Genomic DNA, 24,870 nt, shown 5'->3' on the forward strand with positions numbered 1-24,870 from the left:
GGAAAAGACGTAGAACCTATAGAAGCTGCAAATAGCGGGCCTATTATTCGCAAACCCTTCTATTCCGGCAAGTGCAGCGTTTCATCTTATTTTATAGCGGGTCAAATAGGGCTCTAAAACGGTGCTTTGGGTGTCGGAATGCCCCGTTGCTGTGCAGCCGGTTACATATGCGGTAACACTCCCTCCAACACTTCTCCTGTCGCCGCTGCCGCAGGCAGCGATTTAAATTCAAAGCGAAGGCCCTGCGCCCCTTATCGCAGCCTTCGGCAGCGGCTACAAGACCATTAATAAAAAACCCCGCCAGGCAGCGCCGGGCGGGGCTCGATGACAATGAAAGCGCGTTACGCGACCTTCATGCTCTTGTGGGTTTCGATCAGATGTTGCACCACACCCGGATCGGCCAAGGTCGAAATATCGCCAAGACCGTCATACTCACCGGTAGCGATCTTGCGCAGGATCCGGCGCATGATTTTGCCCGAGCGGGTTTTCGGCAGGCCCGGCGCCCACTGGATCACATCCGGAGAGGCAATTGGACCGATCTCCTTGCGCACCCAGTTTTTCAACTCAAGGCGCAACGCTTCACTCGGTTCTTCGCCACCATTGAGGGTGACGTAGACATAGATCCCCTGCCCCTTGATGTCATGCGGCACGCCAACCACTGCAGCTTCAGCGACTTTAGGGTGCGCCACCATCGCGCTTTCGATTTCAGCCGTACCCATCCGGTGTCCGGACACGTTCAGTACGTCATCTACACGACCGGTGATCCAGTAGTAGCCATCCTCGTCGCGACGCGCGCCGTCACCGGTGAAGTACATGCCACGGAAGGTCTTGAAGTAGGTGTCGACGAATCGATCATGATCGCCATACAAGGTCCGCGCCTGCCCCGGCCACGAATCAAGAATCACCAGGTTACCCTCGGCAGCGCCCTCGATCAGGTTGCCCAGGTTATCCACCAGCCCCGGCACCACACCGAAGAACGGACGTGCAGCAGAGCCCGGCTTGAGCGCATGCGCACCCGGCAGCGGGCTCATCATGCAAGCCCCGGTCTCGGTCTGCCACCAGGTATCCACGATTGGGCAGCGCTGTTTGCCGACCGTTGTGTAGTACCAGTTCCAGGCCTCAGGGTTGATTGGCTCACCCACCGAACCCAGCAGGCGCAGGCTGGAGCCGTCGAAATCCTTAACCGCTGCCTGACCTTCAGCCATCATGGCGCGAATGGCGGTTGGCGCGGTGTAGAGAATGTTGACCTTGTGCTTGTCGACAATTTTCGACACACGGGTGATGTCCGGATAGTTCGGCACACCTTCAAACAGCAACGTGGTCGCGCCGTTGGCCAACGGCCCGTAAACGATATAGGTGTGACCGGTTACCCAACCCACGTCCGCCGTGCACCAGTAAACCTCGCCAGGACGGTAATCGAACACGCGCTCGTGGGTCATGGCCGCATACAGCAGGTAGCCACCCGTGGTGTGCTGCACACCCTTGGGCTTGCCGGTTGAGCCAGAGGTATAAAGGATGAACAAGGCTTCTTCGGCGCCCATTTCTTTCGGCGCGCAGTGCTTCGAGGCCACAGCCATCAAGTCGTGGTACCAGATATCACGGTGCTTGTACCAGGCAATGTCGCCGCCGGTGCGTTTGAACACGATAATCTTCTGCACGCTCGAGGTGTCAGGGTTGGTCAGTGCCACATCGACATTGGCCTTGAGTGCCGTGCGTTTGCCGCCACGCAGACCTTCGTCTGCAGTGATCACCACCTTGGACTTGCAGTCGATGATTCGCCCGGCCAGCGCCTCGGGCGAGAAGCCACCAAACACTACCGAGTGAATCGCGCCAATGCGGGTACACGCCAGCATAGCGACCACGGCTTCAGGCACCATCGGCATATAGATAGTGACAACGTCACCACGGTGTACATCCTGACCGCGCAAGGCGTTGGCCAGCTTGCACACTTCTTCGTGCAATTCGCGGTAGGTGATGTTGCGCTGCTCGGAAGGGTCGTCGCCCTCCCAAATGATCGCTACCTGATCGCCGCGCTCGGCAAGGTGGCGGTCCAGGCAGTTATAGGAAACGTTGAGGGTGCCGTCGGCGAACCATTTGATATCGACATGGTGATCGTCGAAGGAGGTCTGCTTGACGGTAGTAAAAGGCTTGATCCAGTCGAGACGCTTTGCTTGTTCGCGCCAGAAGCCATCCGGGTTGACGACGGACTGCTGGTACATCGCCTTGTAGGTCGCCTCGTCAGTCAGCGTATTAGCAGCGACTTCAGGGCGTACGGGATACAGGGAAGCGGCACTCATGTTTCATACCTCAATGCTTGTAGTTGTTGTTTTATGACCCTGTTTTAGCCGGGCCAGGCCGTGAGATCCATTCGACGTTGGTAGTAAGAAACACGCAGAAAAATCATGGTTTTTCTGCGCAAGGCTCAAGACCGGCACTTACAGCGTCTTACTGCTCAACGCTCACCTTGCAAACGTCAAAAAAGAAGCCTGTTTTCGACGATTGTTGCAGAAACTGTCAATAGTCTTTATCAAAACTCCCTCTATATGCCCGGACGACACAGGCCTAAAATTCATCTCGCCAACCAAGGCACCGCGATTAACCCAAGTTACAGCCCCCACGAAGGCAAGTTTAATCGCTCTTCATTACTCGGTTTCACACGTAGCCTCACAAGGGCTGCGTGACCCCTCTCGACCTAAAACAGGTAATTTTGAAATGAAAGCGTTGTTAGTTCTGGCCCTGAGCAGTGTGTGTTTGACCGCCATGGCTGATGAAGTTAACGCACATGCTGCACATCAGCAGCCTGCCGTTGAACAGTATTCCTACTCGTCCGAACTGGATATCGCCAAAGTTATTTCCATGAGCGAAATCCCCAGCGTTTGCGAAGTCGTACCGGCCCAAATGGTCTACGAAGACTCGCAGGGCATGCAACACACCCTTGAGTACCGCGTAATGGGCAACGGTTGTTCCAACGGCTGATTAACGGCTCCCGATTTATTCCAGCGTTAATTAACTCACTTGTTAAAGCGATCCAACACGGCTCTTCTTGCAACTATCAACGTAACTTTATCGCCCTTGAAAAGTTGCCTGCCTGCGCCTGTATCGCACGGGAATTATTAAATGAAACGTTCATTGATTGTGGCTTTCAGTTTGTCCGTCCTCGCCAGCACCGCATTTGCCGCCGACGGTTATGACCGCACACACGCAGCCACCTTTACCGAAGACGGTTACAACAGCACTCGCTCGGCCAGTTTTGCCGAAGATGGCTACGACAACACCCGCTCGGCCAGCTTTGCCGAAGATGGTTACGACAACACCCGCTCGGCCAGCTTTGCCGAAGATGGCTACGACAACACCCGCTCGGCCGCCTTTGCCGAAGACGGTTACGACCGCACCAACGGCCATCGCCTCAGCTAACACCGCATCGACTCGACGCCCGGTTTCGGCCGGGCTTGGTCTGCCCCGCGTCAAAGCCCGCCTCATCCCCGCTCAAGCCCCAGGTCATTTGACCGCTTCGGCCCCTGGTAAAAAAACTTCTGCCCCGGTGAACCCGCGCTCAGCCGCAGCCATGCTTAAGCCCAACACAAATTTAGGGCGTTTCGTCGCATGCTCTAAAAAAATACTGGCTGAAATACCTTGTGCAAAAGCCGTATACTGCAGCCACCAAAAAGGCTTGAAATATCCCCTTGCCGGGCTATAAAACCACGCTGCTACGACCTCAAGGTCCAGGGTGAGTGCAGGTACGACCTCCTCCCCTGAGCGACAGCGGTACAAGCCACCGTACACATTCATGTTTTTGCGTGAGCACAACGCTACTGCAAGCAACATTTCTTAGATCCAAGTGGCCTATGGCCGTGTAAAAAACAAACCATCAGTGTTTTCACACGGCTATCAGGCCCTCACGCAGGAGACGACACGTCATGCTGAGCTGGGACGAATTCGACAAAGAAGACGAAGGCGAAGTCGCCGTTAAAGGCGCCAACGCTGGCCACGCCACCGAAGCCAACATGGACCGCCTCGACGCCGCTGGCGGTGTTGCAGCCCAGGAAGCCCGTGCAGTTACAGCCAACGACTCGGCTGCGATCATTCGCGCCAAGGCCGCTCTGGACAACCTCGACATCGCTGAAGGTCTGGCCGAACTCGAAGGCGCTTCCGCCCGTGTTGCGGTTGACGAAAAGATGATGATCAACTGCCGCGCCGACCTCAACCAGCTCGTACCGTTCAAGTACGACTGGGCGTGGCAGAAGTACCTCGACGGCTGCGCAAACCACTGGATGCCGCAAGAAGTCAACATGACCGCCGACATCGCCCTCTGGAAAAACCCGGAAGGCCTGACCGACGACGAGCGTCGCATCGTGATGCGCAACCTGGGCTTCTTCTCCACAGCCGACTCCCTGGTTGCCAACAACCTGGTACTGGCCGTATACCGCCTGATTACCAACCCGGAGTGCCGCCAGTACATCCTGCGCCAGGCATTCGAAGAGGCGATCCACACCCACGCCTACCAGTACTGCATCGAATCGCTGGCCATGGATGAAGGCGAGATCTTCAACATGTACCACGAGATCCCGTCGGTCGCTAAAAAAGCCACCTGGGGCCTGAAGTACACCCGTTCGATCTCCGATCCGAAGTTCGAAACCGGCACCGTCGAAACCGACAAGGAACTGCTGCGCAACCTGATCGCCTACTACTGCGTTCTGGAAGGCATCTTCTTCTACTGCGGCTTCACGCAGATCCTGTCGATGGGCCGTCGCAACAAAATGACCGGTGTTGCCGAGCAGTTCCAGTACATCCTGCGCGACGAATCCATGCACCTGAACTTCGGCATCGACGTGATCAACCAGATCAAAATCGAAAACCCGCACCTGTGGGACGCTGAAATGAAGGAAGAAGCTTCGCAGATGATCCTGCAAGGCACCCAGCTGGAAATCGAATACGCACGCGACACCATGCCGCGCGGCGTACTGGGCATGAACGCAGCGATGATGGAGGACTACCTCAAGTTCATCGCCAACCGTCGCCTGTCGCAGATCGGCCTGAAAGAAGAATACCCGGGCACCACCAACCCGTTCCCATGGATGAGCGAAATCATGGACTTGAAGAAAGAGAAAAACTTCTTCGAAACGCGGGTTATTGAATACCAAACCGGCGGCGCGTTGAGCTGGGATTGATACGGGGGCTTGATTCAAGCCATTCGTAACAAGCAAAAAGGGCCAACAATTGTTGGCCCTTTTTTTGTGCACATTGTTCCGACATAAATGACCTCCCTCCTTGCAAATTTCAGACTCGCCCAGTGAAAATATACCTTTCATCTTTTTGTGTTTTATTCCCCTTTATGAAACTCAAAAATTCAGAATCCGCCTGCCATAACGCAGCCAACTTCGTGAAGGACTTGCCAGCAGGTTCCAGGCTGCTAAGTTCATCAACAGCCACAGCCCACCAAAAATACTTGCAAGTATCAAGATAAGAAGAACGATCAGCCTGCTTACCCAATAGATAGAACTTGGCTACCTTTCGGGAAGTAGAGCATTGCCCCCTGAACCTCCATCTAAGCTGTAAGCGATTGCGCAGCGAGTTATTTGGAAGCCGGTCGGGAACAGCAAATGTCGCTCTTGGCAAGTCATCGCGATAGCCCTCGCCCTGCTCTTCGAAAAACGCCTGGTACATTGCATGGTGATAGCGCTTCACCGAGAAATAGTGATTGATGCAGTCATTGGCCTCGACGACTTTCCGACCGGCCAACATAAATGACATCGCGATTTGCTCAATCGTAAGGAGCGTTACGCCATGATGAGTCCATTGATCAATCAAACTGATGACCCCCTCGAAAAGACCCCCGTTGGCCTTGGTCATCCCGCAAATCCCGCTATTGAACAGCCTCAAGGCAGGTACGGGTACTTTATTTTCAGCCTTGAGATGTGTAACTAGTGCGCTGAACTCCGAGCGCCGGGAAGCTTCGTCCCAATACCACTCAAACTCATCCATCAAAAACTGATCATCAGTGACGCGTTTGAACAGTTGAGCAGGGTCTTTGAAAAAAACCGTATCGGTATCAGTGAAAATAGTTTTGCCAGCAAGCGCAACACCTGCCTGGATCGCGCAAGCCTTGCGCCGATGATAATAACCGCCTGCACCTTGCCAGGCATCCAGTGTCATAGCGTCCAGAGGCAATACTGTGATTGGCCAGCCATCAAACGCCTCGGGTTGGTCAGTCATCAGCGTAATCGTAAAGTCCGCTGAAACCTTCCTGTGGCGTAGCGCCGACAAAATACTGAACTTCGCCTCATGCCGATAAACAGCCTTGTCGCCATACAGCAGATACAGAAGTTGATTGGTAGCGAGGGCGGGATGAATTGCAGATTGAGTCATTTCTTCCGGTACCGCTATTTCAGATAAGGGGGCACATTCAAACAGGCACCATCCGACTACCAAAAAACCTTTTTCAGGGTTTCTGTTGTGTCTCGGCGTAGTGATCACTCAATCCCGAACAGTCATGCTGATGCCCTTCCATAATTCGTTAATCTGGTTGTGGGATTAACTCGTAAGCAAGAGCACCCGAATGTCCCTGAATGGGAGTAAGTTTTAGGTTTATTTGAAATAAAAGATTTAAGAAGTTTCTGATCTCGGCGAAGAAATTTCTCTACTTACATAATCTTATGGCTGGATTCCTAAGTTCTGTACGAAAAATATTGTCGTAAACACCGCATGGCACAAAGTGTAGTGGTCAACTAATCCCGGACACGACGTTAAGTTTTTTCTCGGCCTGAGCTGGCGCGAGCCCAGCGTTGAATTGATGGGGCCGAATCCAGTTGTACCGACACATCAAAAAATGACTGATGTCGCGTTGGGCCTCTTGGGCCGTTCGGTAGCCCGTGGTTGGTATCCATTCAGTTTTCAGGCTCCGAAACACACGCTCCATCGGCGCATTGTCCCAGCAATGTCCTCGGCGACTCATGCTCTAGCGCATTCGATAACGCCAGAGCCGCTGGCGGAATAAACGGCTCGCATACTGCGACCCTTGATCCGAGTGAAACAGCTGCCCCTGAGGTCTTCCACGTTGCTCGAAGGCCATACCCACGCTGTTGACGTCGCGCCCTGCTTGCAGGGTCAGGTTGTTCGCCGCTTCGATGCGAGCGGCGTTGTCCACAAAGTCCGTGCGTTCGGTATCCAGGCTCCCGACCCGGGCATTGATGCTGTTAGCTGAAACCAGCCCTTGAGTGTTAAGCAACCGATCAGCTTGCAAATCAAGACTGCCGTTACTTAGAACCCTGCCTTTGTTCTGGTTATTCAGCGTGCCGGCGCTGATGTTAGCGATCTGTTTGGCACTCAATGTGCCGCCTTGGTTGCTCAGGGATTGGGCGCTAGCCGTCAGTTTGCGGCTGGCGATGATGCTGGCATCCGTGTTTGTCAGTGTCTGTGTATTGATCTGCACATCGCCGGCAATGTTGCGCGTACCATCTGCATTGACCCCGGCTTCAATGATCCCTTTGTTGATCAACTGTGCGCCGCTTAAGAGCTTGATGCTGTCGCGGGCCGCGAGGTTTTTACGATTAGTGAAATCACCTTGAGCCTGCATGTCCAGTGCGGTGCCCGCGTACACATCCCCTTGGGCATCAAGGCTTGCGGCCTTGACCTTGACCGCGCCGCTGGCTGTGGCCTGGATCAGGCTCAAGTGTCCATTGGCATCGAGGTGGATATCGCCACCACTAGCAGCCAAGGTGCCGTCCAGTTTCACCCCGACACCGGCCTCGGTGCCGATCAGCCTGATGGCGCCTGCGTACATTCCGCCCAAGGCGCTGGAGTCAATCGCCAACTGCGGCGCGGCACTGCCATCATCTGCGCGCACGGTGGCATGCAGGGTCTGAGCGTTGACGTCGTTACGACCGGCTATCACAGTCAAGTTGCGTGCATTGATTTGCGCGTTGATTTTCGCCGAGCGGGTGATGATGCCGAAGCGGTCGACGTTGCTGGCGTTCAAACCCTGACCGTCGATGGTCACTGCGCCGCCATCAACCTGATAACGATCCAGACGGCCGTTATCGAGGATGGGTTTGCCGGTGGTCAACGTGACGTTCGGGGTGTTGATAAAACCGCAACCATTACAGGTGATGCCGTAGGGGTTGGCCACGATCACCTTGGCCGACTGCCCCGCTACTTCGGTGTAGCCGCGCAATTGGCTGGGACTGCCACCGTTGACTTCGTTGAGGATGATGTTGGCGGCGTTGCCATGCAGGTTCGGGTTGCCGAGGATGATCCCACCCAGCTGGGTCGACTGCGTTCGATCGATGCCGTTGTTGAGGATCAGGCCATTGGCACCGACGTTGTAGTCTTTGAACTGGTTGTGCGACAAGCCGCTGCCATTGGGTGCAGCAATATTGACGATGGGGACGCCATTGCCCGCGGCCCCCAGGCTGGTACCTGGCCCGCTGACCACGATGTCTGCGGCCTGCACCAGCAGTGGCTGCCAGAAAATCGCGTTGACCAGAATAAAGGCCAGGCCACGCTTGGGCATTCCCACAAAGGATTCCCGGGGTTGCAGTGCAGCGGAAGGCTGGCGGGCCAAAAAAGCTAAATGACGATCATCCATGTCAGTTTCTCGATGCAGCAAAACGTTGAATTACAGGAAGAAATCCATGCGCAAGTAGATCGGCGCTTCGCGCTTGGTGAGCACATCCGGTCGTTCCAGAGAGTGGGCAAAGGTCACGTTGGCGCTCAGATGGCGGCCACGGGCAAACAGCTCCAGCGAGTTGCTGGAGACTCGGCCACTGAGCTCTCGGTTGTAACGCCCGTGGCGAATCACGCCTTGGTCGTAGCCGAAGCTGGTGCCGTAGTCGGTGAATACCGGGCGCAGCCAGTCCAGGGTCACAGGCCGCGACCAACGCAGGTCGTTGCGCCAGTAACCGCCGCTGTCGCCGGAAAGCTGTTGGTCCTTGTAGCCACGCACAGAGGCTGAGCCGCCCAGGCTCATGCGTTGCGGGCTGAACAGCACATCCTCGCTGCGTTGGCCGGTGGCCAGACTGGTCACACTGAAAGACTCGCCCAACAGTTTGAAGGGCTGCAAATAGCTGAGGGTGGCGGTGTATTTACGGTAGCGGGCATCTGGCATGCCGGGCTTGGGGTGGTGATTGCCCTGAGCATCAAAGGCGCCAGTACCGTTTTGCATACCGGCATCAAGGTTGACGAAGGCATTGGCGATTCGCCGACCGTGGTTGATGCCCACCTGAAACTCGCTCAAACGATGGCTGCTGTTTTGCAGCCGCGAGGTTTCGACGTAGTTGTTGGAACGTATATGTGCCAAACCGACGTTAAGGGAGGTTTTACTCAGCGCATCGCGATGAACCACCCGCTCGGCACGCAGTTGATGGTTTGCACTGTCGCCGGTTTGCTTGAAGTCAAATCTGTCACCTTGGGCCACGGAACGGTAATCGCTCTGGTTGTAGCTATAACCGAAGTTCCACCAACCCCACGGCAGGTTGTAGTAGAGCATCGCGCTTTTCGACGTTTTCTGATGATCACTGATCGCATCATGGCCACCGCGCAGAACCAATTGATCCGCAAGACCTAACGGGCTGTCCCACTCAAACCCGGTGCCCCACTGCTGCTCGCCGGTACTCTTCTGGCCGTCGTTATTGCGCGACAGGCTGGCGCGCCAGGGCTTTTGTGGATCGTTTTTTACCAAAACCGAGCTGCCGCCCACTGCACTGCCCGGCGTCAATTCCATGTGTGCCTGGTTGGATGGCAAACGGTTGAGCTGATCAATCGCTTGTTCGATTTCCCGCAAGTTGAGCTGACTACCTGCCTGACCGGGAAAAGCCATAGCCAGTTCGCGCATCGACAGCTGACTGTTGTCGGCGCCCTTGAAGCTTTCGAGCGTGCCCTCCACCACCAACACCTGCAGATGACCTTGGGACAGATCCTGTTGCGGTAAATACGCACGACTGGTCACCAGGCCCCTGTCGATATAGTGGTTAGTGATAATCCTGAGCAACTCGTTGAGCTGGGGGACGCCCAGGCACTGCCCGATATATGACTTGAGCACAGACTCGCGCTCACTGGCAGGCAGGCTGTCGGCGCCTTTGAGCTGGATGCTTTTAATAGGGAAACAGCGGCTGTCGGCTGCCTGAGCTGGAGCCGTAGAGGAAATAGGCTTACCAGGCAGCTCCTGAAGTTCCTCAAGTCGACGTCGCTGCTCTTCGAGCAGGCGCTCCTGACGGTCGCGAATCAGGTCCTGATCAGCCGGCGTCGTCACTTGAGCCGCCATGGCCGAATCCTGCCCTGCCAAAGCACCGAGCAAAACCAGAGATAACAACCTCATCCCGAGGTGAGATACCGACATGCTGCACTCCATCCATCACTTGCTAACCTGGCTGTAGGGCTAACTCGTAGGCAAGAGCGTCCGAATGTCCCTGAATGAGGCAATTCTTAGACTTAGTTGAAATAAAAGATTTAGGACTTTTCTGGGATGAGCGAAGAAATTTCTTTATTGATGAAATCTTCGAACTGGGTTGCCAGGCGGGCGGAAATGCGGGGGGTGTAAACCAGCTACGTGACCCTCATTATCGAAATATTCGACCCTTACGTCACACGCAAAAACCTGCAAAAAAACGGCTGGGCAGCTGGTTTAACCGGCCAGCACGTATCAAGAAATGAGTTTGATCCACGATAAAAATAACTGTATAAAAACACAGTATTTTTTTCAAGCACTGACTCAGCTCTGGAGAACCCCCATGCCCCATTCAGCCATGCGCAGCACGTATGAACGCATCGTCATTAATCAATTTACTCCACTGCACTGCGCGCAAGCCCGTGAAATGCTTGGCTGGAGTTTCGAGCACCTGAGTGAACAGTCCACCGTTTCAGTGCCCGCCATTGAACGCTTTGAAGCCGGAGCGCCTGTACGCGATGTCACTCGCCTGGCCCTCGCATACAGCCTGGAAGCGCAAGGGCTGGTGTTCTTCCCCGGGTTTTCACCCGGCCGTGGAGGCAATGTTCGCGGCACAACGCCAGATCCGATGGGCCGCGATGACTTTGCCATGATCGAGTAAAAGAACGACCTTGATTACCCGCCAGTGTGCGCCTCAAGCCACCAGGCACGACCTTTGTGAGGTTGCATCAGGTTGAATCCCTCCCCCATTTGCGGCGTTGTGATGAGCACATTATGTTGCTCTGCCAACGCCACAATCCGGTCAAAGGGTTCGGACCAGGCATGAAAGGCCAAGTCAAAGGTGCCGTTGTGAATAGGCATTAACCAGCGTCCATTCAGGTCGATATGGGCTTGCAAGCTGTGCTCGGGCTGCATGTGTACATGCGGCCAGTCAACGTTGTAGGCGCCCGTTTCCATCAAGGTCAGATCAAATGGCCCAAACTGCTCACCGATCAATTTGAAGCCATCGAAATACCCCGAATCACCGCTGAAGAAAATCCGTACCTCATCAACAATCATCACCCAGGACGCCCAAAGCGTCTGGTTATGATCAAACAGACCTCGGCCTGAAAAATGCTGGGACGGGGTCGCGATAAAGTGAATGCCTCCACATTGGGTGTCCTGCCACCAGTCCAGTTGCTGAACTTTACTGGCCGGCACTCCCCACTTGATGAGCAAATCCCCTACACCCAGGGGCGCCAAAAAATGCTGTGTCTTGGCTGCCAGGCGCAACACGGTTTTTTGATCCAGATGGTCATAGTGATTATGGGAAAGTATCACTGCCTCCAAAGGAGGAAGCTGATCAAGGCTGATCGGTGGCGCATGAAAACGCTTGGGGCCAGCCCACTGGAACGGTGAGGCACGCTCTGCGTAGACCGGATCGGTCAGCCAGTATTTGCCGTTGAGCTTGAGCAACAAGGTCGAATGCCCCAGCCGATACACACTGAAATTCGGTGCGGCATCCAACTGTTGACGAGTCAGTGACTTGACCGGGATCACACCTGCCGGACGAGTATCCGAAGGCTTTTGAAAAATCATTTTCCAGAAAATACCCAAGGTCTTGCCCAGGCTGGAGGACGGTCTTACGCCATCATTCAAAAATGCGCCTTGATGACGTTCAGCGGGTTTAGGTCCCTCTGCACTGTGTGAGTCGAGTGCCATGGCTGAAGGCTCCAGTGAAAAAGTGAGTATTAACTTGCTTTTCAGTCCATGAAAGGTTGATCGTCATTTTATAAACACCTGTAGTGGTAGCAGACACTGCTTAACTTGCACCACAGGGTCGGTCTCTACCTCAGGGGCTGGAAGAGACCGAAAAATCGTTTCAAAAAAAACAACATATCTGCGATGTATTCTCGACAATGCTTATCAGCAAGCCAACAATCGGCCAGAGACTACCAAGCAGTTGCCGGATACTCAGCCCAAACATCTTGCGCAGATAACCATGGACAATAAAAGAGGCAAAGGTCTGTCGTTCGCCAAGCGCATTTATGCGCCACGGATCATTGGCTCTGGGTTTGGCGGCATCGGCTTGATGGCGGCTCTCTATCCGCTCGACAGGTCTGCCTGGGTGTGGGTACTGCTGCTGATCAATGCGTTTGCATGGCCGCACTTGGCATATCAGCTGTCATCACGTGCGACGTATCCGTATAGGGCTGAACGCCGCAATATTTTGATCGATTCTCTGTGTGGGGGGTTTTGGGCTGCGAGCATTCAGTTCAATCCTCTGCCAACGGTTATCATTGTGTCGATGATGATGATGCATAACGTCGCGGCAGGTGGCCCAAAATTGCTGCTCCGTGGAGCGCTGGCGCAATTGGCAGGTGCCCTGATTGCGTCGTTGCTGTTCGGTATTGCCTTTACTCCCCATACCACCAGCCTGCAAGTTTATGCCTGCGTGCCCGTACTGATCCTTTACCCTTTCGCTGTAGGCATGGTCAGTTATGGCCTGGCAATCACTCTGGCGGAACATAAGCGGACACTCAGCACCCTCAGCCGTACCGATAGCCTTACCGGTCTGCTTAATCACGGCTACTGGAAAGACCTGTTACAGCTCAGCTTCCTCAAGTGCCAAGAAAACCATTCCACTGCCACGCTGGTACTGATTGATATCGACCATTTCAAGAATATCAATGACACCTACGGACATATCGTGGGCGACAGTGTATTGCGCCAGCTCAGCAAGGAGCTCAAGAATAACTTGCGTGCCGAAGACCTCGCCGGGCGATATGGCGGTGATGAATTCTGCGTCATCCTGCCCAACCGTTCGCTGGCCCAAACCACGGAAATCATGGAGCGGCTGCGCCATGTGTTCGCCAACTTTCAATACTGCGACGAACCTGACCTGAACGTTAGCCTGAGCATTGGGCTAGCCACCTGCCGCCCCGAGTTCCTGCACGCCAACATGTGGTTGAACGAAGCCGATAAAGCCCTGTACATCGCAAAAAACACGGGCCGTAACAAAATCAGTGTTGGTGCCGCAGACACACTTCCAGAGTCGGTTTTGAGCGGCAGTTCCGGTTGAACCCATCACGCAAGCGAAACCAGAAGAGAGCCCTATGGCCATTGAAGATACAGCCACTCCAGCGCCCACAAGGAAAACCGATCACTTGCGTTTTCATCGGGCCTACGAACACTTGGCGCCAACCTTCGGCAATGACCGGTTTGCCTTAAGGGCTGAAGCATTTGCTCGCTTCTTTGGCACCCCGGCCTTTCTCGGCGCACAAACCCTGATCGTGGTGATATGGGTATGCCTGAATGTGTTTGGCGTGGCGCACTTTGATATTTATCCGTTCATCCTGCTCAATCTCGCGTTCAGCTTGCAATCGGCCTATGCCGCGCCCTTGATCCTGCTCGCTCAAACGCGCCAAGCCGCGCGCGACAAGGCCCAGTCCGATGCAGATGCCCAGCACCGCGAGGCTCTGGCCGTGGCCAATACCGAACGGCAAGCCGCCGCGGCTCAAACCACAGAACAGATCATGACGCTGCTGGAACAAAACACCCGGCTAACCGAAATGACCAAACAGTTGACCGAGCGGATTGAAAGCCTGACCACGGAAATGCACCAACACTTCGTGCGCAAAGAGTCCTGAGGGTTGCAGGCACTCAGCTTATACAGCGGCGCACGGCCGAAATTTCAGGCACGTCCTGACGCTGCATATACACACGTAAAGGCTCGGTAATGTTCAGACGGTCGTCGATGTTTTGATCCAGCAATAACTGGATCAACTCGCGCTTGAGGGTCATGGTGTCTGCGCCAGCAGACTGCCAAACAAACTCGCTGGTAGGCGTGATGTTGTCGTCAGCGACATCCATCCCGAAAGAATCTTCACTAAAACGGACAATGTGCTGGCTTGTCTTACGATTGAAACCAACAAAACCGTTAAGTAGATCGGCGGCCTGACAGATTAGTTGCGAAGTGATACGCATGGTAAACCTCTCTAACGAGCCCCAAGGGCTCTGGAACGATGGTTTACACGCAAGACTTGATGCTTGTCCCTCTGCCGGGGACGCTGCTGCGCCCAAGAGTACTGCACATTTGCAGGAAAAATCGCAAAAAAAACATTACACAGGTCCATGTCGATCTGCCCGTCGCTTGGCCCCCTATTGTTCTGATTGAAAGGAATTCAACCAATGCCTGACACTTTTGGCAAAAGCGCCCTACTACTGATCCTGGCCATGAGCGGCGTACAAACCGCCAGCGCGATAAACACCATTGAAGCGGCACAAGCCAACGCTCACGGTATCCCGCACCCGGCAGTTATTGCCCATCGGGGTGCGTCATTCGATGCCCCGGAATCAACCGCAGCAGCCTACACCCTGGCCCGAGACTTGGGCGCCGACTATCTGGAAATGGACCTGCAACGCAGCAAGGATGGTGTTCTGTTTGCGCTGCATGACAACAGCCTGTTACGTACCACCGATGTGGCCAAAAAATTCCCGGAGCGCAAAGACAGCCCCGCCAGCGCCTTTACCCTCGCAGAACTTAAAACCCTGGATGCAGGCAGTTGGTTCAACCAGTCTTACCCGACACGCGCACGTCAATCCTACGTAGGACTGCCGATTTTGACTCTGGACGAAATCATCGATATCGCCCAAGGCAATCCGCAACACAAACCGGGCCTGTACATCGAAACCAAAGAACCCAAGCAATTTCCGGGTATTGAACACGACCTGAAAAACAAGCTGAACGAACGAGGCTGGCTTGAGCCTGCGACAGGAGCGAAAGCGGAACCGCAGGTCGGTCAGGGCAAAGGCCGGGTGATTTTGCAAACCTTCGAGAAAAGCAGCCTTGGGTTGTTGCAAAAAGAAATGCCCGACACACCAAAAATCCTCTTGCTGTGGGTGGGTGAAGACTCCATTACGCCCAAGACCACGCTCAGTTTCGCCGATTCTGGCGAGAAGGATAAAGCCGCGTACTACGCCAAGCAGCAACCCAAAGACCAGGCAGAGTTCATTCGATGGCTTGATATTGCCAAGACCAACGGAGCAATCGGCACAGGCCCATCGGCAGCACTCACCCACGGCGGTGACCAGAGTTATGCCGACCTGATCCAGCCGTGGATGAACAAGGCCACCCACGACAAAGGCATGCTGGTGCACGTGTACACCCTCGACGAACCTGTGGACTTCAAAAAAGCAATGGCCGCAGGCGTCGACGGCATTTTCACTAACCGTGCCAGTGAACTGCTCAAGTACTTCCAGCGTCCAGCACCACAAACCGTTAACCAACTGCTGGAAAAAATGGCTACTAGCAAGTAACAGGGCGAAAATTAAGGATGAGTTAAGTTGCGCCGGGTAGTCTGAGCCCACTTAAACAAATCAACCCCAAGGGACTCAACATGAAATCACTTAATCTAGTATTCGCCACTGTTGCCCTGGCCTTGACTGCTGGTGTTGCCCAGGCCGATGTACGCCCTGACCATATTCCTGGCCTGATCAAATCGGGTGAAATCACCTCATTTGAAAAGTTGAATCAAGCAGCGCTGGATAAACATCCGGGCGCGACCATTCTCGACACCGAGCTTGATCACTCCTACGGCAAACTGGTTTATGAAGTTGAATTGCGCGACAGCAAAGGTATTAAGTGGGACGTCGATCTCGACGCAAAAACTGCTGAAGTGCTGCAGGACAAACAAGACACCTGAGTTAATTTAAATAAAAAGGCCGCGCCACTCTTTATGAAGGGCGCGGCTTTTTGTTTTGTCTGTAGAAATTTATACAAATACCCCATGAATTTGTACCTTGCTCAAGTGTTCTGGCTAAAATCAACTTTTTAAGCAAGAGCATTTCCCATGGCGCAAGGCGCGGCAGACGATATTGCAACAATTAACCGGATCAGTGCTGTGCCTGCGATCCTGCAGGTCATCACTGAAATGACCGGTATGCGCTTTGCCGCCGTTGCCCGAGTCACCCAGACCACCTGGACCGCCTGTGCGGTACTCGACAACTTGGGCTTTGGTTTGCAGGCGGGTGGGGAACTGGATCTGGTCAGCACACTGTGCTTTGAAAGCATGAACTCGCATCTGCCGATCATCATCGACAACGCCAGTACAGACCCGCTGTACCAGCACCATCACACGCCAAAACTGTATCGTTTCGAGAGCTACATCACGATTCCGGTGTGGCGTACCGACGGCAGTTTTTTTGGCACTCTGTGCGCTCTTGACCCAGATCCAGCAAGCCTCAAAGCCAGCACCATCCAGTCCACAATGGAGTCATTTGCACGTCTGCTTTCTCTGCAAATTGACGCTGAAGAAAGCCTGCAGCGTACCGAAACGGCGCTGTTACAGGAGCGCGAAAATGCAGAGTTGCGCGAGCAATTTATCGCCGTTATCGGCCATGACTTGCGCAACCCGTTATTCGCTATCACCACAGCCGCCGAGTGTTTGTTACGCAGGCACCCCAGCCCGTCAACTGATGTTCTGGTGCAGCACATCCTGACTTGCGGTCATCGTGCATCGCAGTTAGTAGAGGACGTACTGGACTTTGCTCGAGGCCGCCTCGGCAGCGGAATCCCCGTAACCCTGTGCGAATGCCTCGATCTCGATCAAGTGTTCAGCCACGTGGTTTCGGAAGTACAAAGCGTTCATCCCGACCGCTGGATCCAGTCTGACATCGGACCACTCGAAGGCATTCAATGTGACAGTGGCCGTTTGGCTCAACTGCTCTCCAACCTGCTGGCCAATGCCATTACCCATGGTTCTCTCACCGGTTCGGTGCGGGTTGAAGCCCTGATCCTGGATGGGGTTTTCAGGCTCTCGGTCTCGAACCAAGGCAAACCCATCCCGGCCGAACTCCTGCCCGATATCTTCAAGCCCTATACACGCTCGGCCAACCACACACCGCAAGCCGGTCTTGGCCTTGGGCTGTACATTGCCAGCCAGATAGCCCTGTCCCACGGCGGCCATCTGGAAGTAGCCTCGGATGAAGAAAACGGCACGATTTTTACCTTTAGCCTGCCGCTGCCCTGAAGGTCGACCTGCGAAAAATCTGTATTTGGGCTCGGGATAAGTAGAAACTGACGCACTGTTCAGCGGTAACTGATGTAAAGCGTCAGCTACCTCCCATTGCGCCCCGACAGAATTCCGACATGCACATCCGCCTCTGCGCTTATGAAGCCCTCACCCCTCTCCAGCGCGAACAATTGCTGGGGATTGAGGTTCATCCTGAGCAAATCGCTTTTTGCGGCAATATCGAGTCGGCTCTGCACTCGCTGCCTGCCCAAGCACATGACGGGATCAAAGGATTGGCACTGCTAACCGATGAACTACCGGTGGCCTTTCTACTCCTTAAGCGCCAACTACTTTTGCCTCATTGGGCAGAAACTGGCAGCGCCACCTTGCACGCACTGCAGGTCGACAGTCGGATGCAAGGCCAAGGATTAGGCAAAGCCTGTCTGCGCGAACTACCCCAGGCCATTCATCGGTTTTGGCCCGAAGTTCGTCAGTTGATGCTGTCTGTAAGTCCGTTCAACGCCAGCGCCCTGGCTTTTTACCTGAGCCAGGGGTGGGTCGAGCAGGGCGAGGCCTATCGCGGTGAACGACGTCTGGTGCTGTCGCTGGAACCCATGTCGCCGCGGCTCTTACAGGCCGGTTAAGCGGGCTTGTTAACCGGTAGCCAGATCTCTACCACACCTGTGCCGGTGTCAGGATTGAAGTCTGCGCTGTAGCGCTCGAACTCGGGCGCATCAACCGCTTCGTAGCCAGAGTTGGGCAGCCAGTCGTTCCAAATCGCCTGAAAAGTCTGTGCAAGAGTATCCAGTGGGCCGCGATGCTCGAAGACCGCGTAGGCATGCTCTTGCAACTCAATCCAGCGATACCGCTCAGGCAGGTCGTCCAGCTTGCTGATAGCCACGCCGGCAATGTATTCAAAGCCGCCTTCGCCATCCGGATTACAACAAACACCGTAGGTTTCCTCGCCAATTTGACTTGGCACCTTTCCGATCTCCGGGATGAACTGGTCCCACAGATGAGGAATTCGATCAGAGGTCTCCTGAGTGAAACGCCCACCCAAGCCCGCGATCAGTTGAAACTGACCTTTGGCAAATCGCGGAGCTGGCAGTTCGAACTTTTTTAGTTGATCCATGGGACATGCTCGATCGAGTAAGTAGGAAACACAGCAATTGAGTATAGGAACAAAAACGCAGCTTGGTCGTACCCGCGAAAAAATAGACCCTGGCGGCATCTAGACAAAAGGCCATCATCGCCAGTATTGTTTTGTTCAGACCACCGCAGTGGTCAACGTCGCTCGGACGGTTCCGGGCGCTTACGTATCAGAGGCACACATGGCAGACCAAGGTTCGCCGCGACGCTTTGCGCGCATAGATCGACTCCCCCCCTACGTTTTCAACATCACTGCTGAACTGAAGATGGCCGCCCGACGTCGGGGCGAAGACATCATCGACTTCAGCATGGGTAACCCTGACGGCCCGACGCCACCCCATATCGTAGAAAAGCTCTGCACTGTCGCACAGCGTGAAGACACGCACGGCTACTCGACTTCGCGTGGTATTCCACGTCTGCGCCGGGCTATTTCACGCTGGTATGCCGACCGTTACAACGTCGAGATTGATCCCGAGCACGAAGCCATCGTCACTATCGGTTCCAAGGAAGGCCTGGCGCACTTGATGCTTGCCACTCTGGACCAAGGCGACACCGTGCTGGTGCCGAACCCCAGCTACCCGATTCACATTTACGGTGCCGTGATTGCCGGTGCCCAGGTGCGTTCGGTGCCCCTGATCCCTGGCGTGGACTTTTTTGCCGAACTGGAAAAAGCCATTCGCGGCTCGATCCCCAAGCCGAAAATGATGATTCTGGGGTTCCCGTCCAACCCCACGGCGCAATGCGTTGAGCTGGATTTCTTCGAGCGCGTGGTAGCCCTGGCCAAACAATACGATGTATTGGTGGTTCACGACCTGGCCTACGCCGACACCGTCTACGACGGCTGGAAAGCCCCTTCGATCATGCAAGTGCCGGGCGCCAAGGACATCGCGGTGGAGTTTTTCACCCTGTCAAAAAGCTACAACATGGCAGGCTGGCGCATTGGCTTTATGGTGGGTAATCCGGAGTTGGTCAATGCTCTGGCGCGAATCAAGAGCTACCACGACTATGGCACCTTCACCCCGCTGCAAGTGGCGGCGATTGCTGCGCTCGAAGGCGACCAGCAGTGCGTCAAGGATATTGCCGAACAGTACCGTCAGCGCCGCAACGTGATCGTCAAAGGGCTGCATGAACTGGGCTGGATGGTCGAAAACCCGAAAGCTTCGATGTATATCTGGGCCAAGATTCCCGAGGCTTACGCGCATCTGGGCTCACTGGAATTCGCCAAGAAGCTGTTGGCGGATGCCAAGGTCTGTGTGTCGCCAGGCGTAGGATTTGGTGAGTACGGCGACGATCATGTGCGCTTTGCCCTGATTGAAAATCAGGATCGCATTCGTCAGGCGCTACGCGGTATTCGCGCTATGTTCCGGGCTGACGGCTTGAGCGCCAGCTAAGTTTCTGTAGCCGCTGCCGTAGGCTGCGATGGGTTGCACGGCAACCCTGTTTGAAGGGCCTGCGGCCCTTCAAACAGCCTGGCGGCAGCGGCTACAAATACTCGTTAAACCACCAACGACAGCAGCAGAATAAAGATCAAACCTACAACCGACAGGATGGTTTCCATCGCCGTCCAGGTTTTGAAGGTTTCAGCCACGGTCATGTTGAAGTACTGCTTCACCAGCCAGAAACCCGCATCGTTGACGTGAGACAGAATCAACGACCCCGCCCCCGTTGCCAGCACCAGCAGCTCGCGGTTTACACCCGGAATCATGTCCACTACCGGCAATACAATCCCCGCCCCGGTAATCGTCGCTACGGTCGCAGAACCGGTCGCGATACGAATCACCGCAGCCACCAGCCAAGCCAACAGGATCGGTGAGATTTGCGCGTTCACCGCCATATGGCCGATCACGTCACCCACACCACTAGCCACAAGCATTTGCTTGAAGCCGCCGCCTGCACCAATGATCAGAATGATTGCAGCGGTCGGAGCCAGGCTCGCGTCGAGCAGTTTCAGGATGCGTTTTGAATCAATACCCTGACGAGCACCAAAGGTGTAAAGCGCCAGCAGCAATGCCAGCAACAGGGCGCTGATCGGGTGACCGATCATGTCCATCCACACACGGAAGAAGTTGCCATCCGGCAGCGCAACGTCCGCGAACGTCTTGAGCAACATCAGGAACACCGGCAGCAGCACAGTGATCAAGGTGATGGAAAAGCTCGGCAGCGTGCTTGATTCCGGCTCGCTCGCCAGTTGGTCCATCAACTCCTGCGAAGCATGACCGGGAATGTATTTAGCGATAAACGTACCGTAAATAGGACCGGCAATGATCGCCGTTGGCAACGCAACGATCAGGCCATACAAAATGGTCTTGCCGATATCGGCACCAAATACGCCAATGGCCAGCAACGGGCCCGGGTGCGGCGGCACCAACCCGTGTACAGCCGACAAACCGGCGAGCAGCGGGATACCGATTTTGATGATCGAGACACCGGTGCGGCGCGCAACGATAAACACCAGCGGGATCAACAGTACAAAGCCGATTTCGAAGAACAGCGGAATGCCGACCAGGAATGCGGCAAACATCATCGCCCACTGCACCTTTTCCTTGCCGAATGCACGGATCAAGGTACGGGCGATTTGATCTGCACCGCCAGAGTCAGCCATCATTTTGCCAAGCATCGTGCCCAGCGCCAGGATGATCCCGACAAAGCCCAACACACCACCAAAGCCGTCCTGGAACGATTTGATGATCAGATTGGCAGGCATACCGGCCGTCAGGCCCAAAAATGCCGACGCAATGATCAATGCGATAAAGGGATGCAGCTTGAATCGGGTGATCAATACGATCAAGCCGATGATGGTCACTACTGCGTCAAGCAGCAGAAACGTATTGTGGGACATGCCTAGCATGGGGCGTCTCCTGCCTTTTTGTTGTTATCCAGTACGTGTGTGCCGCTACGGCCGAGGCAGATAGCGCTATCTGTTTGAAACAACATCATGAAGTTGCCATTACCGTCTGCTCGCACCACCAGTCTCGGGCAGCGCTCGCTAATTGCTTAACGTTCATCTCACCTGCGTTCAAGGTCAGTACCAATGACTCATTGGTCGGTGACTCAAGCGCAGCGAACTGACTGTCGATCAGCGTCTTGGGCATAAAGTGCCCCGGACGATCGGCCACTCGAGCAGCAGCGACTTCAGGGGTGAGCTCAAGAAACACAAAGCCCAAACCGTCAACCGCACTGCGCAAGCGCTCGCGATAACGCAGTTTCAGCGCCGAGCAGGTCAGGACCGGGCGCTGGCCGTTAGCAACCGCACGACGCAATTCATCGCACAGGCTGTCTAGCCAGCCGGCACGGTCTTCATCGGTCAGGGGGATACCGGCACTCATTTTGTCTATATTGGCCGCTGGGTGAAACGCATCACCTTCAATCGGAGTTGCGCCATTGAGATGGCACAGTGCCTGGCTAACGCTGGACTTGCCGCAGCCGGCGACGCCCATGATGACCAGAGCAGTAATAGGTTGACTCATGAAACACCTCAGTCCGTAGACAGCGCTGTCTTTGTCCATGCGTTCAATACTTGAAAGCAAAGCACAAAGCCTAGGCTACCGACGTCTATTTCTCATTTTTATGGGGAGACGCGGTGACGCTCTCGACATACAAAGCTGGGGTAACTGACTTGCCCGCAATCAGGCAATTGCGGGCACGCCAGGACAGCGCTACCTTAGTGACTTGTTTTTTGTTTGGCAAGCCGCCCCGATGACCTCCTCTAAAAACGATAAAAACACCCGAACCACGGGTCGCCCTACCCTTAATGAAGTTGCCCGCCTCGCCGGGGTCAGCCCCATTACCGCCTCCCGCGCCTTGCGCGGTATCAGCAGCGTCGCCATCGAGCTTGCAGAAAAGGTGCGGGTGGCCGCCGCCGACCTGAACTACGTGGTCAATCCGGCCGCTCGGGCACTCGCCTCGGCGCAGAGCCACTCCGTAGTCGTGCTGGTGCCTTCATTGTCCAACCTGCTGTTTATCGACACTCTCGAAGCTATCCATGCCGTATTGCGCCCCAAGGGTTTTGAAGTATTGATCGGCAACTTTCACTACTCGCGCGATGAAGAAGAAAACCTGCTGCGCAACTACATGGCCTACCAGCCACGCGGTCTGTTGCTGACAGGCTTTGACCGCTCCGAAAGCTCCCGGCGCATGATCGAAACCAGCAATGTCCCTTGCGTGTACATGATGGAACTGGATGCTGCCGAGGGCCTGAACTGCGTAGGCTTTTCTCAGTTGAAGGCCGGTGAAACCGCCGCCCGGCATTTGATCTCCCGTGGGCGCCGACGTTTGGCCTATATCGGCGCTCAACTCGATCAACGCACGCTGTTGCGGGGCGAAGGCTACCGTCGCGCCTTGCAGGAAGCAGGCTTGTACAACCCTGACCTTGAAGTGTTGACGCCCCGCCCTTCCTCTGTGGGCCTTGGCGGTGAGTTGTTTTTACAATTGCTCGCCAGCCATCCGCAGGTTGATGCCATATTTTTCGGCAACGATGACCTTGCCCAAGGGGCCCTGCTGGAGGCAGCGCGCACCGGGATAAAAATCCCGGAGCAGATTGCGGTACTAGGCTTTAACGACCTGCCGTCTTCGGAGTTTATGGTGCCGCGCCTCAGCAGTATTCGCACACCTCGGGAAGCCATTGGCCGCCGCGCAGCCGAGCAGATGCTCACACTGATGGCGGGCAATAAAGTGGCCAACCCGGTACAAGACATGGGGTTTGAATTGATGGTGCGCGAGAGCAGTTAATGCAACTGCAACGTCGAGTTGAACTGGCTGATAGCATCGACCACATGCCTTGAGCCTTGCTGGATCTCCAGAATTGCCTCTCCCGCCTCATTGGCCAGTTCAACACCCAGCCCGGTTCGGCTCAGGCTCGACTGCATGCTGGTGACCGCACTGAGCGATAGGTCATGGTTTCTGCGTACCACTTCAACAATTTCCAGTGTGGCCGCACTGGTGCGCGCCGCCAGGTTTCTGACCTCATCTGCCACCACTGCAAAACCGCGCCCGTGCTCCCCAGCCCTTGCCGCCTCTATCGCGGCATTGAGCGCCAGCAAGTTGGTCTGATCGGCGATCCCGCGAATGGTCTGCACAATCTTGCCAATGCTGTCCGACTGCTTGCTCACGGCATCAATGCTCTGCGCAGCTTCATTGAGGTCCCTGGAAATGGCCTCGATGATTTGCACCGTCTGCTGAACCACCTGCGACCCCTTCTGCGCGCAGGCGTCGTTTTGCACCGAAGTGCTGTGGGCCGATTCGGCAGCAGTTTGCAGGCTGGTGACCTGAGCGGTGATATCGCTGGCGAACTTCACTATTTTGTACAACCGGCCTTTGGCATCGAAAATCGGGTTGTAGGACGCTTCAAGAAAAACCGTATGACCGTATTTGTCGACCCGCTCAAAACGTCTGGAATGGTATTCACCTCGGTTGAGCGAGGCCCAGAAAGATTTATATCCGGCTGATTCGCTCTCACTTCGATGACAGAACATGCCGTGGTGTTGGCCAACAATTTCGTTCAATGAGTAATGCATGGTGTCGAGAAAGTTCTGGTTGGCATTGATCACCCGCCCATCAGGTGAAAACTCGATGACGGCCATGGAGCGGCTCAGGGCATTCACGATGCTCTGGTTTTCGTGCTCTTTATTGATTTGCTCGGTGATGTCCGAAGCAACCTTGATCACACGGGTGACCTGCTGGTCTGAACCGACAATGGGCATATAGCTGGCTTCCAGCCATACCTCACGCCCCGACTTGTCAAGCCGTGAGAAGGTGCCGCTCAACGGTTCGCCGCGTTCCAGATCGCGCCAAAAATGGCTGTAGTCGCTGCATTTGATGTAAGACTGTTCACAAAAAAGTCGATGGTGTTTGCCACGAATCTCGTCAACGGAATAACCCATGACCCGACAAAAGTTCTCGTTGGCATCCAGGATGGTGCCATCAGGGGCGAACTCAATAATAGCCATGGAGCGACTGATAGCCTGCACTTTGGCTGCCATGTCATTTAACAAGCTATTGAGGCGTTGATTCTCAAGCTGATCGGCTTTTCGGTGCGAATTAAACATGGCTCAATCCCTGGAGGTGCTGTCTATTGATAATTCAAAAGTGTCCAAGACACAGCAAGCCACCTGCGCTTTTAACTCTTAACGTTAGAGCTGTACGCACTTCGAGGGTTTAAGCACTTAGCGCCCGGCCCCGTGAAACAGGAGCATAGCTAGCCAAATAACGGGTGCAAGCAAATGGCCATCAACTTGCGACGAAACGCACAGGCTTAAAAAATAATCCAAATGGAGGATGCGGCGTTTAAAAGTACGACAGGAGCCCGAGAACCGAGCTCCTGGAGAGTTACTTAATGCCCAAACAACCCGG

The 24,870-nt window shown here is 54.9% G+C and carries 23 protein-coding genes and 3 pseudogenes; 13 read left to right on the forward strand and 13 right to left on the reverse strand.

Features of this window, described 5'->3' with window-relative positions; all coding sequences use genetic code 11:
• Window positions 1–341: 341 nt before the first annotated feature.
• Complete coding sequence (gene acs / locus N7D90_RS18325; protein ID WP_261739323.1) at window positions 342–2,297, reverse strand: acetate--CoA ligase; 1,956 nt, start codon at window positions 2,295–2,297, stop codon at window positions 342–344.
• A 415-nt stretch (window positions 2,298–2,712) separates the two neighbouring features.
• Between acs and N7D90_RS18330 the strand changes: the two genes are divergently transcribed.
• On the forward strand, window positions 2,713–2,976 hold the full coding sequence (locus N7D90_RS18330) for a DUF2790 domain-containing protein (protein ID WP_261739324.1): 264 nt from the start codon (window positions 2,713–2,715) through the stop codon (window positions 2,974–2,976).
• 141 nt (window positions 2,977–3,117) lie between these two features.
• Window positions 3,118–3,414, forward strand: a complete 297-nt coding sequence (locus N7D90_RS18335) for a hypothetical protein (RefSeq protein WP_261739325.1) — start codon at window positions 3,118–3,120, stop codon at window positions 3,412–3,414.
• Between the two features lie 84 nt (window positions 3,415–3,498).
• Here the strand turns inward: N7D90_RS18335 and N7D90_RS18340 are convergent, their stop codons facing one another.
• A complete protein-coding gene (locus N7D90_RS18340) occupies window positions 3,499–3,825 on the reverse strand; it encodes a hypothetical protein (protein WP_261739326.1) in 327 nt (108 codons plus the stop codon).
• 92 nt (window positions 3,826–3,917) lie between these two features.
• On the opposite strand from N7D90_RS18340, the gene N7D90_RS18345 reads away from it, so the two are divergent.
• Entirely contained in the window at window positions 3,918–5,168 is a 1,251-nt protein-coding gene (locus N7D90_RS18345; protein ID WP_261739327.1) for a ribonucleotide-diphosphate reductase subunit beta, read from the forward strand.
• Window positions 5,169–5,277: 109 nt separating this feature from the next.
• On the opposite strand, the gene N7D90_RS18350 is transcribed toward N7D90_RS18345, so the two are convergent.
• The 4 genes and pseudogenes from N7D90_RS18350 to N7D90_RS18365 all read right to left on the reverse strand — a co-directional run bounded on the left by N7D90_RS18350 (window position 5,278) and on the right by N7D90_RS18365 (window position 10,258).
• On the reverse strand, window positions 5,278–6,366 hold the full coding sequence (locus N7D90_RS18350; RefSeq protein ID WP_261739328.1) for a hypothetical protein: 1,089 nt from the start codon (window positions 6,364–6,366) through the stop codon (window positions 5,278–5,280).
• Window positions 6,367–6,721: 355 nt separating this feature from the next.
• Window positions 6,722–7,069, reverse strand: a pseudogene (locus N7D90_RS18355) (integrase core domain-containing protein); the annotation flags it as partial.
• A pseudogene (locus tag N7D90_RS18360) lies at window positions 7,046–8,584 on the reverse strand (filamentous hemagglutinin N-terminal domain-containing protein); the annotation flags it as partial. The pseudogenes N7D90_RS18360 and N7D90_RS18355, both read right to left, overlap by 24 nt.
• Before the next feature lie 30 nt (window positions 8,585–8,614).
• The gene (locus N7D90_RS18365; protein WP_315968166.1) at window positions 8,615–10,258 is read right to left on the reverse strand and encodes a ShlB/FhaC/HecB family hemolysin secretion/activation protein; all 1,644 of its coding nucleotides are present in this window, start codon (window positions 10,256–10,258) and stop codon (window positions 8,615–8,617) included.
• Between the two features lie 149 nt (window positions 10,259–10,407).
• On the opposite strand from N7D90_RS18365, the gene N7D90_RS18370 reads away from it, so the two are divergent.
• A complete protein-coding gene (locus tag N7D90_RS18370) occupies window positions 10,408–10,647 on the forward strand; it encodes a hypothetical protein (RefSeq protein WP_261739329.1) in 240 nt (79 codons plus the stop codon).
• Window positions 10,648–10,724: 77 nt separating this feature from the next.
• Window positions 10,725–11,042 carry a helix-turn-helix transcriptional regulator gene (locus N7D90_RS18375; RefSeq protein WP_261739330.1) on the forward strand — a complete coding sequence of 106 codons (318 nt, stop codon included), beginning with the start codon at window positions 10,725–10,727 and terminating at the stop codon, window positions 11,040–11,042.
• A 14-nt stretch (window positions 11,043–11,056) separates the two neighbouring features.
• Here N7D90_RS18375 and N7D90_RS18380 read toward each other — a convergent pair whose 3' ends face one another.
• Window positions 11,057–12,082, reverse strand: a complete 1,026-nt coding sequence (locus N7D90_RS18380) for an MBL fold metallo-hydrolase (protein WP_261739331.1) — start codon at window positions 12,080–12,082, stop codon at window positions 11,057–11,059.
• 280 nt (window positions 12,083–12,362) lie between these two features.
• Between N7D90_RS18380 and N7D90_RS18385 the strand changes: the two genes are divergently transcribed.
• Window positions 12,363–13,442: a diguanylate cyclase gene (locus N7D90_RS18385; protein ID WP_261739332.1), complete on the forward strand. Its 1,080-nt coding sequence runs from the start codon at window positions 12,363–12,365 to the stop codon at window positions 13,440–13,442.
• A gap of 34 nt (window positions 13,443–13,476) precedes the next feature.
• A complete protein-coding gene (locus tag N7D90_RS18390; protein ID WP_261739333.1) occupies window positions 13,477–14,010 on the forward strand; it encodes a DUF1003 domain-containing protein in 534 nt (177 codons plus the stop codon).
• 13 nt (window positions 14,011–14,023) lie between these two features.
• Here the strand turns inward: N7D90_RS18390 and N7D90_RS18395 are convergent, their stop codons facing one another.
• On the reverse strand, window positions 14,024–14,347 hold the full coding sequence (locus tag N7D90_RS18395; protein ID WP_261739334.1) for a DUF2025 family protein: 324 nt from the start codon (window positions 14,345–14,347) through the stop codon (window positions 14,024–14,026).
• A 204-nt stretch (window positions 14,348–14,551) separates the two neighbouring features.
• On the opposite strand from N7D90_RS18395, the gene N7D90_RS18400 reads away from it, so the two are divergent.
• The 4 genes from N7D90_RS18400 to N7D90_RS18415 all read left to right on the forward strand — a co-directional run bounded on the left by N7D90_RS18400 (window position 14,552) and on the right by N7D90_RS18415 (window position 18,017).
• Window positions 14,552–15,679: a glycerophosphodiester phosphodiesterase gene (locus N7D90_RS18400; protein WP_261739335.1), complete on the forward strand. Its 1,128-nt coding sequence runs from the start codon at window positions 14,552–14,554 to the stop codon at window positions 15,677–15,679.
• A gap of 80 nt (window positions 15,680–15,759) precedes the next feature.
• Complete coding sequence (locus tag N7D90_RS18405) at window positions 15,760–16,065, forward strand: PepSY domain-containing protein (RefSeq protein WP_261739336.1); 306 nt, start codon at window positions 15,760–15,762, stop codon at window positions 16,063–16,065.
• A 147-nt stretch (window positions 16,066–16,212) separates the two neighbouring features.
• Entirely contained in the window at window positions 16,213–17,391 is a 1,179-nt protein-coding gene (locus tag N7D90_RS18410) for a GAF domain-containing sensor histidine kinase (protein ID WP_261739337.1), read from the forward strand.
• A 119-nt stretch (window positions 17,392–17,510) separates the two neighbouring features.
• On the forward strand, window positions 17,511–18,017 hold the full coding sequence (locus N7D90_RS18415; protein WP_261739338.1) for a GNAT family N-acetyltransferase: 507 nt from the start codon (window positions 17,511–17,513) through the stop codon (window positions 18,015–18,017).
• Here N7D90_RS18415 and N7D90_RS18420 read toward each other — a convergent pair.
• Window positions 18,014–18,505, reverse strand: a complete 492-nt coding sequence (locus N7D90_RS18420) for a GyrI-like domain-containing protein (RefSeq protein ID WP_261739339.1) — start codon at window positions 18,503–18,505, stop codon at window positions 18,014–18,016. The genes N7D90_RS18415 and N7D90_RS18420 overlap by 4 nt on opposite strands.
• A 199-nt stretch (window positions 18,506–18,704) precedes the next feature.
• Here N7D90_RS18420 and alaC point away from each other — a divergent pair, with 199 nt between their 5' ends.
• Window positions 18,705–19,913 carry an alanine transaminase gene (gene alaC, locus N7D90_RS18425; RefSeq protein ID WP_261739340.1) on the forward strand — a complete coding sequence of 403 codons (1,209 nt, stop codon included), beginning with the start codon at window positions 18,705–18,707 and terminating at the stop codon, window positions 19,911–19,913.
• A gap of 104 nt (window positions 19,914–20,017) precedes the next feature.
• On the opposite strand, the gene N7D90_RS18430 is transcribed toward alaC, so the two are convergent.
• Both N7D90_RS18430 and N7D90_RS18435 read right to left on the reverse strand, forming a co-directional pair.
• A complete protein-coding gene (locus N7D90_RS18430) occupies window positions 20,018–21,370 on the reverse strand; it encodes a GntP family permease (protein WP_261739341.1) in 1,353 nt (450 codons plus the stop codon).
• A gap of 85 nt (window positions 21,371–21,455) precedes the next feature.
• Entirely contained in the window at window positions 21,456–21,989 is a 534-nt protein-coding gene (locus N7D90_RS18435; RefSeq protein ID WP_261739342.1) for a gluconokinase, read from the reverse strand.
• Between the two features lie 229 nt (window positions 21,990–22,218).
• On the opposite strand from N7D90_RS18435, the gene N7D90_RS18440 reads away from it, so the two are divergent.
• Entirely contained in the window at window positions 22,219–23,250 is a 1,032-nt protein-coding gene (locus N7D90_RS18440; RefSeq protein ID WP_261739343.1) for a LacI family DNA-binding transcriptional regulator, read from the forward strand.
• On the opposite strand, the gene N7D90_RS24730 is transcribed toward N7D90_RS18440, so the two are convergent.
• Window positions 23,247–23,816: a methyl-accepting chemotaxis protein gene (locus N7D90_RS24730; protein ID WP_410012321.1), complete on the reverse strand. Its 570-nt coding sequence runs from the start codon at window positions 23,814–23,816 to the stop codon at window positions 23,247–23,249. The two genes, N7D90_RS18440 and N7D90_RS24730, sit on opposite strands and share 4 nt — an antisense overlap.
• 24 nt (window positions 23,817–23,840) lie before the next feature.
• Window positions 23,841–24,566: pseudogene (locus tag N7D90_RS24735) on the reverse strand (PAS domain-containing protein); the annotation flags it as partial.
• Window positions 24,567–24,870: the final 304 nt, after the last annotated feature.

Origin of the sequence: Pseudomonas fragi (assembly GCF_025426255.1) — a bacterium.
In the GTDB taxonomy this organism is placed as follows: Bacteria; Pseudomonadota; Gammaproteobacteria; order Pseudomonadales; family Pseudomonadaceae; genus Aquipseudomonas; species Aquipseudomonas kulmbachensis.

Bases quoted from the DNA above. Each gene is read 5' to 3' on its own strand.
- acs (WP_261739323.1), bottom strand. From the start codon at position 2,297: ATGAGTGCCGCTTCCCTGTATCCCGTACGCCCTGAAGTCGCTGCTAAT.
- N7D90_RS18330 (WP_261739324.1), top strand. From the start codon at position 2,713: ATGAAAGCGTTGTTAGTTCTGGCCCTGAGCAGTGTGTGTTTGACCGCC.
- N7D90_RS18335 (WP_261739325.1), top strand. From the start codon at position 3,118: ATGAAACGTTCATTGATTGTGGCTTTCAGTTTGTCCGTCCTCGCCAGC.
- N7D90_RS18340 (WP_261739326.1), bottom strand. From the start codon at position 3,825: ATGTTGCTTGCAGTAGCGTTGTGCTCACGCAAAAACATGAATGTGTAC.
- N7D90_RS18345 (WP_261739327.1), top strand. From the start codon at position 3,918: ATGCTGAGCTGGGACGAATTCGACAAAGAAGACGAAGGCGAAGTCGCC.
- N7D90_RS18350 (WP_261739328.1), bottom strand. From the start codon at position 6,366: ATGACTCAATCTGCAATTCATCCCGCCCTCGCTACCAATCAACTTCTG.
- N7D90_RS18365 (WP_315968166.1), bottom strand. From the start codon at position 10,258: ATGGCGGCTCAAGTGACGACGCCGGCTGATCAGGACCTGATTCGCGAC.
- N7D90_RS18370 (WP_261739329.1), top strand. From the start codon at position 10,408: ATGAGGCAATTCTTAGACTTAGTTGAAATAAAAGATTTAGGACTTTTC.
- N7D90_RS18375 (WP_261739330.1), top strand. From the start codon at position 10,725: ATGCCCCATTCAGCCATGCGCAGCACGTATGAACGCATCGTCATTAAT.
- N7D90_RS18380 (WP_261739331.1), bottom strand. From the start codon at position 12,082: ATGGCACTCGACTCACACAGTGCAGAGGGACCTAAACCCGCTGAACGT.
- N7D90_RS18385 (WP_261739332.1), top strand. From the start codon at position 12,363: ATGGACAATAAAAGAGGCAAAGGTCTGTCGTTCGCCAAGCGCATTTAT.
- N7D90_RS18390 (WP_261739333.1), top strand. From the start codon at position 13,477: ATGGCCATTGAAGATACAGCCACTCCAGCGCCCACAAGGAAAACCGAT.
- N7D90_RS18395 (WP_261739334.1), bottom strand. From the start codon at position 14,347: ATGCGTATCACTTCGCAACTAATCTGTCAGGCCGCCGATCTACTTAAC.
- N7D90_RS18400 (WP_261739335.1), top strand. From the start codon at position 14,552: ATGCCTGACACTTTTGGCAAAAGCGCCCTACTACTGATCCTGGCCATG.
- N7D90_RS18405 (WP_261739336.1), top strand. From the start codon at position 15,760: ATGAAATCACTTAATCTAGTATTCGCCACTGTTGCCCTGGCCTTGACT.
- N7D90_RS18410 (WP_261739337.1), top strand. From the start codon at position 16,213: ATGGCGCAAGGCGCGGCAGACGATATTGCAACAATTAACCGGATCAGT.
- N7D90_RS18415 (WP_261739338.1), top strand. From the start codon at position 17,511: ATGCACATCCGCCTCTGCGCTTATGAAGCCCTCACCCCTCTCCAGCGC.
- N7D90_RS18420 (WP_261739339.1), bottom strand. From the start codon at position 18,505: ATGGATCAACTAAAAAAGTTCGAACTGCCAGCTCCGCGATTTGCCAAA.
- alaC (WP_261739340.1), top strand. From the start codon at position 18,705: ATGGCAGACCAAGGTTCGCCGCGACGCTTTGCGCGCATAGATCGACTC.
- N7D90_RS18430 (WP_261739341.1), bottom strand. From the start codon at position 21,370: ATGCTAGGCATGTCCCACAATACGTTTCTGCTGCTTGACGCAGTAGTG.
- N7D90_RS18435 (WP_261739342.1), bottom strand. From the start codon at position 21,989: ATGAGTCAACCTATTACTGCTCTGGTCATCATGGGCGTCGCCGGCTGC.
- N7D90_RS18440 (WP_261739343.1), top strand. From the start codon at position 22,219: ATGACCTCCTCTAAAAACGATAAAAACACCCGAACCACGGGTCGCCCT.